8 protein-coding genes are annotated in these 13830 nt (G+C 32.1%); 2 read left to right on the top strand and 6 right to left on the bottom strand.

Features of this window, described 5'->3' with window-relative positions; all coding sequences use genetic code 11:
- Positions 1 to 85: 85 nt before the first annotated feature.
- The 5 genes from BC748_RS00520 to BC748_RS00500 all read right to left on the bottom strand — a co-directional run bounded on the left by BC748_RS00520 (position 86) and on the right by BC748_RS00500 (position 6894).
- Positions 86 to 1201 (bottom strand): acyltransferase family protein, encoded by a 1116-nt coding sequence (locus tag BC748_RS00520; protein ID WP_133531507.1) that lies wholly within the window; start codon positions 1199 to 1201, stop codon positions 86 to 88.
- Between the two features lie 441 nt (positions 1202 to 1642).
- A complete protein-coding gene (locus BC748_RS00515; RefSeq protein WP_133531506.1) occupies positions 1643 to 2596 on the bottom strand; it encodes an AAA family ATPase in 954 nt (317 codons plus the stop codon).
- Positions 2597 to 2654: 58 nt separating this feature from the next.
- Positions 2655 to 4079: a peptidylprolyl isomerase gene (locus tag BC748_RS00510; RefSeq protein ID WP_133531570.1), complete on the bottom strand. Its 1425-nt coding sequence runs from the start codon at positions 4077 to 4079 to the stop codon at positions 2655 to 2657.
- Entirely contained in the window at positions 4042 to 4890 is an 849-nt protein-coding gene (locus BC748_RS00505) for a hypothetical protein (protein WP_133531505.1), read from the bottom strand. Before BC748_RS00505 ends, BC748_RS00510 begins: the two co-directional genes overlap by 38 nt.
- Positions 4891 to 6894, bottom strand: a complete 2004-nt coding sequence (locus BC748_RS00500) for a peptidylprolyl isomerase (RefSeq protein ID WP_246013982.1) — start codon at positions 6892 to 6894, stop codon at positions 4891 to 4893.
- 211 nt (positions 6895 to 7105) lie between these two features.
- Between BC748_RS00500 and BC748_RS00495 the strand changes: the two genes are divergently transcribed.
- Together BC748_RS00495 and BC748_RS00490 are read left to right on the top strand one after the other, a co-directional pair.
- A complete protein-coding gene (locus BC748_RS00495; protein ID WP_133531504.1) occupies positions 7106 to 8695 on the top strand; it encodes a peptide chain release factor 3 in 1590 nt (529 codons plus the stop codon).
- A 77-nt stretch (positions 8696 to 8772) separates the two neighbouring features.
- On the top strand, positions 8773 to 8982 hold the full coding sequence (locus BC748_RS00490) for a hypothetical protein (RefSeq protein WP_133531503.1): 210 nt from the start codon (positions 8773 to 8775) through the stop codon (positions 8980 to 8982).
- Between the two features lie 141 nt (positions 8983 to 9123).
- Here BC748_RS00490 and BC748_RS14320 read toward each other — a convergent pair whose 3' ends face one another.
- A complete protein-coding gene (locus tag BC748_RS14320; RefSeq protein WP_133531502.1) occupies positions 9124 to 13314 on the bottom strand; it encodes a glycine-rich domain-containing protein in 4191 nt (1396 codons plus the stop codon).
- Between the last annotated feature and the right edge of the window lie 516 nt (positions 13315 to 13830).

Below are 13830 nucleotides of genomic sequence, written 5' to 3'. Positions count from 1 at the left end.
TTTATTAAAGATTATTACGAAAATAACAAAATACACACCGCAATAATGCTAAATATATAATTAAAATTAGGAAAAATGATTTTAATTAAAATTTATCTCTTAAATTCATCATTGGTTTTTCAAAATATTTATAATTTAAGTACGATAAACTTAGACTAATTATCAAGAAACTTAAAGTGAAAAGATGATATTCATACAATTGAAAATAATCCGTTTTTATAAAGTGTTTCATCAATTGCATCACAATACTGTAATGAATCAAGTAAAAGGAATAAGAAATTAAACTCAAGATAACTATTATTCTTTTGAATGGTAATTTTGTACTTTTCCACTGTGATAAAAAAGGTAAAAAGAATGACATTGTTATCGATGACATAGGTAAATAGAAGACATTCCAAAAAGTTGGATTTTTTTCAATAGACACTCCAAAATACCCTAAAACAATATTTACTATGAACAAAAGAAAAAGAGCAAAAAACACAAAATAATTTTTGTATTTGATCATAAAATCATTGCAGTTAATCATTAACCAACTAATCAAAACACCATAAAGAATTGCATCAATTCTATAGATAACAACATTTTTTAAAGAAACATTCCATTGGTTCAATGAAATATTGGTTGTAGTTATATTGTAAAACCATTTGGTTAATATAAATACTAGTATAAGTGAAATTATTATCGTTAAAAAAGTGTATTTTTTATTTTTGGGTTTGAAGAAAATAGTAACTAAATATACTGAAAAAGGCAAAATTAAATAGGTATATTCCTCAACAGACAGACTCCATGCTTCTGGATATATAGCTGGCATTTGAGATGCGAAATTTTGTATAAAAAATATATATTTCCAAATATCAGCATAAGAATAACCAATAATAATAGCTACAATTACATTTAGAATTAAATATAAATAATAATTGGGCAGCGTTCTAAACCATCTTCTTTTTAAAAAATAAAGAACCTCTTTGAAGGTAAAATCATCTTGAATGTAAAGTTTATAAAAAATGGTTCCAATCAAAAAACCACTTAAAACAAAAAACATTTCAACTCCAAGAAATCCTACTAAGCGAAAAAAATAGGTGAAAACGGAGTCATTAGGTGGATATATCCATAGTGTATGAGAACTCATGACCAACATCAAAGCTGATGCTCTCATTAAATCGAGACCAAAAATTCTTGAACTTTCTGGGTTAGAACTCATCTATTTGTCAATTTTATGGCACTAAAATAGACAATATCTGGGTACTGTGTTAAAAAAAATTAGGTAGAAATTTATAAAACAGAGTAATTGATGTACCAAAACCTATGACACATAAAAACAATCCAAAACCGAGCAATTGAAATGCTTCTGATGTAGCCACAGGAAAATCCTTAAATTCAGATATTACTGCAAAAAACATGTATATTGAAAATAAGGAAATGAAAGTAGCTATCAAAAAAACAACATATTTATTTTGAAAAAAAACTTGAAATAACAGTATAACAAATACTCAAAAGCAAATGAATGAAGTGTTTTGTTCCAATAAAATTGTCTAAAAACCAATAACAACTCAAGCCAAGAAGAGTAAGCTCAGGTAAAAGGAATAAATATCTTTTCACAATCCAATTATTTTAAACGGAAAACGCAAAAAAATAGAAATTATTATAACAACTTATCAATAATCATTTCTTCGGTAATTCCTTCAGCATCAGCCTTGTAGTTTTTAATTATTCTATGACGCAAAATCCCAGTTGCAACTGCTTTTACATCTTCAATATCTGGTGAAAACTTTCCGTTGAAAGCCGCATTTGCTTTGGCTGCCAAAATTAAATTTTGTGAAGCTCTTGGTCCTGCACCCCAATCTAAATAATTTTTCACATAATCGTTAGAGAGTGGATTGTTTGGACGTGTTTTACTAACTAAGGTTACAGCATATTCAATAACATTATCAGCTACAGGAATACGACGAAGTAAATGTTGAAAATCTATTATCTCTTGAGCTGTAAACAATGCATTTATAGTTGGTTTTGCATCAGAAGTAGTACTTTTTACCACATCAACCTCTTCTGAAAACGAAGGATAATCCAGTTTTATAGCAAACATAAAACGGTCTAATTGTGCTTCTGGCAATGGATATGTTCCTTCTTGCTCAATTGGATTTTGAGTGGCTAAAACAAAATAAGGCAAAGACAACTTATAATGTTGACCAGCAATTGTAACAGCACGTTCTTGCATGGCTTCAAGTAAAGCAGCTTGAGTTTTTGGTGGCGTTCTGTTTATCTCGTCAGCAAGAATAATATTAGAAAATATTGGTCCTTTAATAAACTTAAACTGTCTGTTTTCATCTAAAATTTCACTTCCTAAAATATCAGATGGCATCAAATCGGGTGTAAACTGAATTCTTTTGAAATCTAAGCCTAATGCTTGTGCAATAGTATTAACCATCAATGTTTTTGCTAATCCTGGAACACCAACAAGAAGTGCATGTCCGCCAGAAAAAATACTCAGCAAGATTTGGTCAACAACAACATCTTGCCCAATAATGATTTTAGAAATTTCTTTTTTAAGTTCAATTCTTTTTTGAACCAAATTATTTATAGCTGTTACGTCAGACATTGTAGATTTTAGATTATTAGGTTTTTAGACAAACTAAAACGCTAAGTTATACTATTTATTATTTTATCCATTTATTCATGAAAGTACAATCTCTGTATTCACCATTTATTTTGATGTAAGTTTCTTTAATTTTTTCATCAGTCCATTTGGCAATTTCTTTGATTTGTTTTTCTTGCAATGCTAAATCTTTGATCTTGATATAATCTTTTGAATAATCGGCTGTATGCTCTTCAATTCTATTTGTAACGGTGATTATTTTATATTTTTTTCCGGTTCTTGGATCATCATCAAGTATCACTGGAGTAATAGCACCACTTTTTAAATTTGATACTTCGCTATACAAACTTGGATCCATTTTTGTCAACTCAAACTTAGTGTCTTGTGTTTTTGGATTAATTAAAATTCCACCATTGGCACGAGTTTCTTTTTCGTCTGACATTGTTCTAGCAGCTTCAGCAAAAGTTATTTCACCATCTTCAATTCTTTTTTTGATAAGGTTGATTTTTTCTTTAGCTTCTTTTAAGGATTGTTCAGAAACTTTTGGCATCATCAAAATATGACGTAATTCAACTTCTTGTCCTTTAATTTTTTCAACCATAATGATGTGAAAACCATATTCTGTTTCAAATGGTTCTGAAATTTCTCCTTCGTTTAAAGAGAATGCCACATCTTTGAATTCTTTAACGAATTGTGTTTTTCTATTAATTTTGTAAAAACCGCCACTTGCTGCCGAACCTCTATCATCAGAATAAATTACAGCTCTTGTTTTAAAACTTGAACCTGCCAAAACTTCTGCTTTTAGTTCTTTTAGTCTTGCAATTACTCTTTGTTTTTCTTCATCAGATATTTTTGGAGTTACTACAATTTGCGCTACTTCCATTTCGGCACCAAAAAGCGGCAAATCATTTTGTGGAATTGATTTAAAGAAATTTCTAGTTTCTTCTGGAGTAATTTCAACAGCATCAATAATCTTGCGTTGCATTTCAGCTGTCAACTTATTGGTTTTAATAATCTCAAAAAGCTCTGTTCTAAATTCATCTTCAGTATCTTTTTTGAAATATTGTAGCACTTTTTCCATTGAGCCAAGTTGCTCAACCATGTATGCTATTTGCTCTGCTTGTTTTTCTTTTACTTCTTCATCTCTAATAACGATACTATCCTGAATAGCTTGGTGTGCATAAAGTTTACCTTCCAACAACGTTCCTAACATTTGACAGCGTGTAATATCTTTTATTGATTTTCCTTGACTTGAAAGTTCTAAATATGTTTTATCAATATCTGAATCGAGTATGGTATAATCTCCAACTGTAGCGATGATTCCGTCAACTTTTTGCTTTTTTGGACTAATGGTTTTCGCCACTGGTTTTTCAACATCTTTTATAATCTCTTGAGCATTTGTTGCAATTGTTGTGCAAAAAATAGCAGCAAAAACTATACTCAATCGGCTATTCATAAATTTCATAATCATTATTTTTAATGGCATCATCGGTAATTTCTTTTTCAAATTTTTTTATTAATTCTAATTTTCTTTTGTTTAGAATTATCTCTTTTACTGTTGGTTTAATATATTCAAACGGCGAAATTTGATTTTTATCAATAACATTGGTTACTTTTATTAAATACAAATCTTCATTGTCGAGCACTTGCATTTTTTTTCCTGGCTGAATATATTCATCTCTATTATCAGGATTTATGATTGGCAATTTATTATAAACCTGATCCATTCCAACCCAAATACTATCATTAAATGCAAAACTTTTGAACTGTAGACTATAGGTTTCCCAAAACTTTTTATCTTTTTTGTTGTAGTTAAAAAATTTATCTCTGATGGTTGCCAGTTTCGGATTGTCTTTAGCAATATTGATGTATCGCATTCGAACTAATGTTCCGTTTGTTTTAAAATTCTCTTTGTTTTCTTTATAAAATTGCTTCAGTTCATCGCTAGAAACAATAGTATCGACAGTTCTTTTTACAATTTCTTCAATATAAGCTTTTGTATATAAATCGATTTTATATTGCTTAATTAACGAACTATATTCATTCTTCTTACTTTCGCTTAAATTTCTTTCGGCTGCATCAATAAGTAATTTTTGAGTTGCCCATCTATCAATAAAATTTTTAACTATCAAAATGCTATCCGCTTTTGGTGTTCCAGCAGGAACTAAATTTTGAATATCACTTTTATACAAATAGTTTTTTCCAACTCTGGCAATTGACTCGGCTTTTTTTTCTTTCTTGAACAAATCACAAGAGGAAAAAGTCATTATCAAAAAGCAAAGAAGGATTTTTTTCATTTATTGTTTTAATTCTTTTTTGACTTTTTCAAAAACGTCTTTGTTTACCTTAATGTTAAACTCTTGTTTTAGATCATCAACCCATCTTTGTTCAAGATATTGTTGGTATTCGTTGGTTAATTTTCCTTTACATTCTTCAAGAGTTTTAACACCTTCTGGCAAAACTTTATCTACTTTAGTAACAAAATAATATTCTCCTTCTTTTACGACTGGTGAAATGCCAACTTCAAATTTTGTTTCTTTAGGTAAAGAATTGTTTCCTTCTTCATAAACATTAGAATTAATCATCACGTTTACAACTTCTTTTGTATTTAATTTATCTTTAATTTCTTGTGCCGAAGTACCTTTTTTCAACATAGAAACAACTTTATCTATCATATCTTTTTTGGTTGAAGAAATGACAGTTGCTTCTACTCTTTTTTTCCACATATGATTGTATTTGTGTGAACCGTAGAAATTTTGCAATCCAATAGTATCTGTTTTTGAACGTTCCCAAATTTCTTTTTCCATCAAGTCGAAAAGCAATAATCCATCACGATATTCGTCCATTACATGAGCAAAATCAGCAAATTCGTTTTCTAAATTTTCGTCATAATAATTTTTCAACTGTTCGTCTAAAAAAGCATTATATGCATTGTCTAACATTCTTGCTAATGGCTTAACATTGTTTGGAGCTTTTTGTTGTTTTTCAATGTATTCTAAGAATGTTTTTCCTTCAACTTTTTTATTATCTATAGTTAAAATTGGTGAAGTAAAGTCTTTTGCATTGGCTGGCAAAGTCCATTTTGCGTCATAAAAATCATTTGTTACTAACTTTGAAATAGCAGCAAACTGTTTGTTGTCTTTTTTATGGGTATATTTTTTTCTAAGTTTTTCGTTTAACGAAGCTGTAATTTTTCTAGAGCGATCGTCTTTACCAATTTTATTTTCTAACTCTGGCTTCATTTCATCCAATGTTTTTACTGGATGTCTTTCGATAAGTTTTACAATATGCCAACCAAATTGTGATTGAAACGGTTGCGAAATGTCGTTAGGATTTTTAAGCGAAAAAGCAACATTCTCGAACTCTGTAGAACTCAATTGACCAGAACCAAATTTGTTTAAAACACCACCTTTTGCAGACGATGATTTATCTTCGGAGAATTGTTTAGCAATTTCTTCAAATTTTTCGCCTTGATTAATTTTTTTGTATAAATCGTTGATGGTATTTTTTGCTTTATCTTGATCTGTATCTTCAGGTTTTGGATTTAAAATCATGATATGAGCTACAGTAACTTCTCCTCTGTTTGGTCTAACATCAGTCACTTTTAGAATATGATACCCAAAACGTGTTCTAAAAATTTTAGAAACAGAACCAATTGGAGTTGTAAAAGCAGCATTTTCAAAAGCATAAACCATTCTAAAAGCAGTAAAATAGCCTAAATCACCTTTATTTTCTTTGGCTGATGGATCTTCAGAAAGTTGAGAAGCCAAAGCATCAAAATCCTCACCTTTTGAAATTCTATCCTTGATTTCTTTAATTTTTTTATAGGCTTTTAAAGTATCTTCGACTGAGGCATTTTCGTCAACAAGAATTAAAATGTGTGATGCTTTTACTTCTTTCTGCAAACGATTATAACTTTCTTCAATAAGTTCTTCAGTAATTTTTGTATCGTTGAAATAATTTTTAGCTAGTTGCGAACGATACGATTTTAGTTCATTTTTATAGGTTTCATTATTTTGTAAACCTAATTTATAAGCTTTATTTACTTTTAACTTATATCCAATAAATAATTCTAAATATTGGTCTAAATCTTTTTGAGATTCGTCTTTTACTAAATCCAAATTCTTTTTATAAACTCTTGAAAATTCTTCGGTGTAGTATGGTTTTTCATTGACAGTAAACAATACTTCTTTTGTATTTTTTTGAGCAAAAAGCACCGTTGTCATTAAAAATAAAAATCCGAAAAGCAGTTGTTTCAATTTCATTTCCATTAAGTTGTTTCTATTAAAAATGGTTTTCATAAATTTTATTAAAATTATCTTTTTTGATAGGATGTCATTTTGTGCAATAACAATCAACAAAAGTAACAATTCAATTATATTAAACAAATCTCAAGGTTAGTATTAACAAAATTTTATTAACACAAAATGTATCACAATTAACCAATGATTTCTCGGAACTTTTCTAGATGAAGAAATAAGTCGTATTTTTGCAAACTATTTATAAAAAAATATGAGTTTTTTAAAAGAAATACAACGCCGAAGAACCTTTGGAATTATCTCGCATCCAGATGCTGGAAAAACAACTTTAACTGAAAAATTACTTCTTTTTGGAGGAGCAATTCAAGAAGCTGGAGCTGTTAAAAACAATAAAATTAAAAAAGGAGCTACTTCCGATTTTATGGAAATTGAACGTCAAAGAGGAATTTCGGTAGCAACTTCCGTACTTGCGTTTAATTACCAAAACAAGAAAATCAATATTCTTGATACGCCAGGTCACAAAGATTTTGCCGAAGATACCTTTAGAACATTAACTGCTGTTGATAGTGTAATTGTAGTGATTGACGTAGCAAAAGGTGTTGAGGAACAAACCGAAAAATTAGTAGAAGTTTGTAGAATGCGAAACATTCCAATGATTGTTTTTATCAATAAATTGGACAGAGAAGGAAAAGACGCCTTCGATTTGATGGATGAAGTGGAACAAAAACTAAAATTAAGCGTTACTCCTTTAAGTTTTCCTATTGGAATGGGTTATGATTTTCAAGGAATTTATAACATTTGGGAACAAAACATCAATCTTTTTAGTGGTGATAGTCGTAAGAATATTGAAGATACGATTGCATTTTCAGACATTACAAGCCCTGAATTAGAAAAAATAATTGGCGAAAAACCTGCTGTAAAACTCAGAGAAGAATTAGAATTAATCGACGAAGTATATCCAAAGTTTGATAGAGAGGAATATTTAAACGGTAATTTACAACCTGTTTTTTTTGGCTCTGCGTTGAACAACTTTGGAGTTAGAGAATTATTGGACTGTTTTATAGAAATTGCTCCATCTCCAAGACCAAAAGAGTCAGAAACCCGACTAGTGAAACCTGAGGAAGAAAAAATGGCTGGATTTGTTTTTAAAATTCATGCCAACATGGATCCAAAACATCGCGACAGATTAGCATTTGTAAAAATAGTTTCAGGAACATTTGAAAGAAACAAACCATACACACATGTTAGATTAAATAAAAATTTAAAATTCTCTAGCCCGAATGCTTTCTTTGCTGAAAAAAAAGAAATTGTAGACATATCTTATCCTGGTGACATTGTTGGACTTCATGATACAGGAAATTTCAAAATTGGCGATACACTTACGGAAGGTGAAATGATGAGTTTTAAAGGAATTCCAAGTTTTTCACCAGAGCATTTTAGATATATTAATAATGCCGATCCGCTAAAAGCAAAACAACTAGAAAAAGGAGTTGATCAATTAATGGATGAAGGAGTTGCACAGCTTTTCACTCTCGAGATGAATAATAGAAAAGTAATTGGTACGGTTGGAGCTTTACAATATGAAGTTATTCAATACCGATTAGAACATGAATATGGCGCAAAGTGTAGCTATGAAAATTTCCCAGTCCACAAAGCATGTTGGGTAAAACCAAATGATGCAAAAAGTGAAGAGTTCAAAGAATTTAAAAGAATCAAACAAAAGTTTTTAGCTCACGATAAATATGGACAATTGGTTTTCCTAGCTGATTCTGACTTCACCATACAAATGACACAAAGCAAATTCCCAAATGTAAAACTATTTTTCACCTCTGAATTTGATTAATAAACCATTAAATAATCAATTATATTTTTGAAGTATAAAAATGATTACTATATTTACCGACTGAAATAGAAGTTTTTATGAAGAACATATTAAAATTTGCCCTTTTAGCATTTATAATGTTATATGATTTTACTGCATTTGCACAACCAGGAGACGACGATGGTGGCGGTGGCGTTGAAGATGTTGACCCACAACCTGCTCCAATTAATTCTAAATTAATTTTATTGTTAGTTGTAGGTTTAATATTTGCATATTACTCTTTCAAGAAAAACAGAAAACACGTTTAAATATAAAAATCTCCTCAAAGGAGATTTTTTTTTATCTATTAATTTGAGATTTTATCTAATCCTTTTTTTAATTAATAAAAACAAAAAACCGCCTCAAACAATTGAGGCGGTCTCTTTTTTTATAAGTTTTATTTACTATACTTATCTCTTAATCATACGTAATGATTTAGCATTACCATCTTGGCTAACAACTACGTTGTAAACTCCAGTTGGATAACGCTCTCCGATAGCTTGTACAGGAATGTCAGTTGGTGCAACTTCTCTTTGCTCGATTAGTTTTCCAATCATGTCATAAACCCTAATACTTATCATACTATCACTAGTAGTGTCTAATTTGATACCAAACTCATAATCGTATGGATTTGGATAACCAACAGCTTCAAACCTACTTGTTGCAACTGGTGTAGCTTCTCTAGCAATATTTGGAGACATAATAATACAAGCATCACCATATAAGAACTGACCTAGAACTGATGAACCAGGGAAAGAACCTGATGTCATTACACTAACTCTCACGCCATATATTCCATTTGGAACATAATCAGTAACAAGATTAAAATTAAACCAGTGTTTTGTTCTATCAATTTGTTGTGTGCTTAAGATAGTTTCTAAAGTTTCATCAGCATAACGTGTTACTTCAAAACGATACAAAGTCGCTCTGTTTAAACTACTAGTTGGAATAATAATTCCTTTGTTTGGAACAACGCTATCACAATAAGCCGTTAAACTTGGTAACGCTGGTGTAGTAACTGTACATGGCGCTCCAAAAGAAGGTTCAGCAGGGAATGGAGCAGTTGTTCTAACCGCTACATCTACTAAATAAGTAGTGCCATAGTGGAATTCGTTTAACATAGTTAATGAGAACCAATGTAAATTTCTATCCAATGTTTGAACAGTTCCTGTTTCAGTGTTAGTAACTCTAAAACGGTATTGTGTAACTCCTGGTAAACTAGTTGTAGCAATTAAAGTTGCTAAGGTTGGTAAACTTTCTCCACAATAAGATTGCAATTGAGTTGAACCAACTCCTCCAACTGGTGAAGTAACTGGTGGCGTAGAATATAAACAAGCATCACCATAATAACCCACAAAGTTCGTTTGTCCTGCTCTTCTCAACATTACTCTTACTGAATAAGTAGTGGCGTATTGATAGTTTGCCAATTGTGTCAAACTAAAGTAATGAACATTTCTATCAATAGTTACTGTTCCGTTTGGTCCTGTAATCTCAAATTTATATTCAACAGCATTAGCTGTGCCTAAACAAGAAATAAACGAACCTATATTAGACAACGTTGAACCACAATTTAACATCGTTGATGTGAATAGTGGGAAACCATTATCTAAATTACCGTCACAATCATTATCTAAACCATCGTATGGAATTTCTGCCATACCAGGATTAACTGCTGCAATAGTATCATCACAATCTAATCCAAGATTCAAAAGACTATAACCAGCTGGTTCAGTTGCTCCATAACACAATTCAATAGTAGTTCCACTAGTAGAATAATTATCATCATCAGCATCAACATAAAAATCACCTAATTGATAAATCGCTACATTAGTATCATCACAATCAATACCCAACGAAACCATACTATAACCAACTGGTTCAGTTGCTCCATAACATAATTCAATAGTTGTTGCACTTGTAGAATAATTATCCCCATCTGCATCAACATAAAAATCACCTAGTTGATAAATTGCTACATTAGAATCATCACAATCTGTATTATTTAACGAAAAACCTACTGGTGGCGATAATGCATCGACAGCACAAACATCAACCAAACTACCTACACCAAAACCATCCTGATCAGCATCAACATAAAAAGGGAAAGTTGCATTTATTAATAAGTTAGTATCATCACAATCAGTATTGTTTAAGGAATAACCAATTGGTGGTGTCAATGCATCTACAGCACAAACATCAACCAAACTGCCTACACCAAAACCATCAGTGTCTGCATCAACATAGAATGGAAAAGTTTCATTTATTGCTATATTAATATCATCACAATCGGTATTATTTAATGAATAACCAGTTGGTGGTGTTAATGCATCTATAGCACAAACGTTTATCAAGCTACCAACTCCAAAACCATCGCCATCATTATCAGCGTAGAAAGGAAATTGTGCATTTTTAGTACCATCAGCATCATTACAATCGGTACTGTTTGTAACCCCAGGATTACCACCAGCCATTATTGGAGCACCTGTACAGCTTACTTGACTAATTGAAGCATCTCCAAAACCATCAGCATCAGCATCAGCATAATAAGTAACATTGGTTAAAATCTCAAAAGTAGTCGCTGTTCTTGCGCAAGATGCATTCAGCGAATTAGCCGCATAAAATGTTGTCGTACCTGATGTATTAGTATTTGAAAGTCCTGAACCAGCAACCCCAACAGGATTGAATGATGTTCCAGTTCCCAAAAGTGTTCCTCCAGAAGAAGCAGTATACCATTCAACGACTGGCAATAATTTCCCTCCAGATGGTGGTGTTATTGTCCATTGATAATCACCAATATACGTTCCACTACTTGTGGAATAGGTTGTAGAAATTAAAGTATAAACGACCCCAGCTGTCAAATTAGTAGTAATTTGTGGTTCATCATCTGGACCTCCATCATCATCTCTTCTTATAAAAGTTCCTGTAGAACAACTTCCCGGAGTAAAATTACCAGACACAATATATCCCATTCCATCATAAGCGTTATTTTGTGTCATAGTAAACGTATAACTACCTGTTGTACTTACTTGAAAGTTTGTTGCTGTATAATTTCGTATATCAGCACCACCACTATATGAAAAATCACATGTAGTTGAATTATCTCCTGTATCTGGTCTAGCAGCATTAGGTGTGGCAGCCCAAGTACCATTCAACTGTAAAGCTCCACCGCTAAGTGCAGCTGACGTTAAACTACCCGATGCACCTTGGCAAATAGAAACACCTGTTGTGCTTGGCGAGGAATACAATGATAAAATTTTAGTTGAAGTTACATCACCACATGGAGAATTTCCACTTGCGGTTAATGTCAAAGTCACAAAACCAGCTGCAATATCATCAACGCTTGGTGTATATTCACATAATGTTAATGAATTAGCATCAGTAAAACTTCCTGTTCCACTTGAAGTCCAAGTAATTCCTGAGTTATTTGTTGCAGTTGAACCAGCTGTAATATTTATTCCTCCAGAAGTATAACAAGTTGAAATAGCAGTTCCAGCAGCAGCAGTAGCTCCTAAAGTAACATTAATTACAACAGTGTTTAATGAACCTATTGAATTTGTACATCCACCTGATGCTAAATTTGTTATAGTAATTGTAGAATTACCCGCCGAAGTAAAACCTACAGCAGTAAAAGTTCCCGTTCCAGCTGTTGTTACAGACATAGTTGCAGTCAAACCACTTGCATTTGGCAAACTTCTATTATAAGTAACAGTGTAATTACCTACGGGCAAAGAAACCGCAGAACCAGTTAATGTAATAACTGTTGAAGTTCCAGCAGTTGTACAAATATTATTTCCTGTTGGACTACTTGTTAAAGAATACGTTGGACAAGTATAAGTTACTATTACTTGACCTCTAAAACCATTTCCTCCGTCTCTATCAGTATTACTGGTACTTCTACCTCCAGCACCTCCAGCAGCTAAATTACTTGCATCAGCACCATCTCCATTGTCAGTTCTACCATTGGCACCTGCACCACCACCACCAGATCCACCAGATCCACCCGTAGTTCCAGAAGCATTTCCTCCATCACCAGAAGAACCTGCTCCACCACCACCAGCACCACTTCTTCCTCCTGAGGTACTTGTACCAGCAGAACCAGCTCCACCATCATTAGTTACTCCTACTCTAACAGCTCCACCATTCCCATATTGTGGAGAACCATCTGCTGATTGACCTCCATTACCTCCAACAGCCGTTACAGGACTTGCAGAAGCAAATGTAGATGTTCCTCCTGTTGAACCATCTGAGTTATCATCGCCACCTTGTCCGCCTAGTCCAACTGTAACAGTTATAGCCGAACCAAGTGGATTTACACTAACAGTATTATTGTTAGTATAAGTTCCACCACCGCCACCGCCACCAGCACGAGTCTGCGAGTTTGATCCATTAACGCCGCCGCCGCCGCCGCCGCCGCCCCAAGCTTGCACTCGAACGGTGGTAACACCAGCAGGAACTGTAAATGAACCACTTGACGTATAAGTTTGTGTTTGTCCAAGAGCACTAACTCCAAAAAGACCAAACAAAAAAAGCAAAATGTAATTTATCAACAAACTAAAATTGGTTTGCTGAATTATAAAAATTCTATTTGTAATATATTTCATGGTATTTGATTTTATATTATTTTTTTAAGATAAGTAAACAACAGCCATATAAAATATAGCACGTAAAATAAAGAGACTTTGTTTTTAAAAGAATAAAATGCATTTTAGCATTTTTAAAAAGTAATTTTAAACTACTTTTTAACGGGAAGAATAAATATCATTTCTCATATTTTATAATTTAAAAGATTAAACAATAAACAACTACTAGACACATAAAATGCGCTAAATAATTTTAGTTATAAGAAATTAATTTTTGGAAATCGAGTTAAATTTAACTTAATATCAGTGAGTTGCACAAAAAAAACGTTAAATTACCATTATACTCGTTAACAAACCTTTAATAAGGTATTTAATAATATTGTTATAAACAAAAACCGCCTCAATTGCTTGAGGCGGTTTCCTTTATATAAGTTCTAATGAGAAACTTATCTCTTAATCATACGTAATGATTTAGCATTACCATCTTGGCTAACAACTACGTTGTAAACTCCAGTTGGATAACGCTCTCCGATAGCT

Origin of the sequence: Flavobacterium dankookense, assembly GCF_004362665.1 — a bacterium.
Taxonomy (GTDB): domain Bacteria; phylum Bacteroidota; class Bacteroidia; order Flavobacteriales; family Flavobacteriaceae; genus Flavobacterium; species Flavobacterium dankookense.
The sequence above is the reverse complement of the archived record's forward strand: the minus strand, read 5'-3'. Positions and strand labels throughout refer to the sequence as shown.

Coding starts and splice junctions, on each gene's coding strand:
- BC748_RS00520 (WP_133531507.1), bottom strand. CDS start 1,201: ATGAGTTCTAACCCAGAAAGTTCAAGAATTTTTGGTCTCGATTTAATG.
- BC748_RS00515 (WP_133531506.1), bottom strand. CDS start 2,596: ATGTCTGACGTAACAGCTATAAATAATTTGGTTCAAAAAAGAATTGAA.
- BC748_RS00510 (WP_133531570.1), bottom strand. CDS start 4,079: ATGCCATTAAAAATAATGATTATGAAATTTATGAATAGCCGATTGAGT.
- BC748_RS00505 (WP_133531505.1), bottom strand. CDS start 4,890: ATGAAAAAAATCCTTCTTTGCTTTTTGATAATGACTTTTTCCTCTTGT.
- BC748_RS00500 (WP_246013982.1), bottom strand. CDS start 6,894: ATGAAAACCATTTTTAATAGAAACAACTTAATGGAAATGAAATTGAAA.
- BC748_RS00495 (WP_133531504.1), top strand. CDS start 7,106: ATGAGTTTTTTAAAAGAAATACAACGCCGAAGAACCTTTGGAATTATC.
- BC748_RS00490 (WP_133531503.1), top strand. CDS start 8,773: ATGAAGAACATATTAAAATTTGCCCTTTTAGCATTTATAATGTTATAT.
- BC748_RS14320 (WP_133531502.1), bottom strand. CDS start 13,314: ATGAAATATATTACAAATAGAATTTTTATAATTCAGCAAACCAATTTT.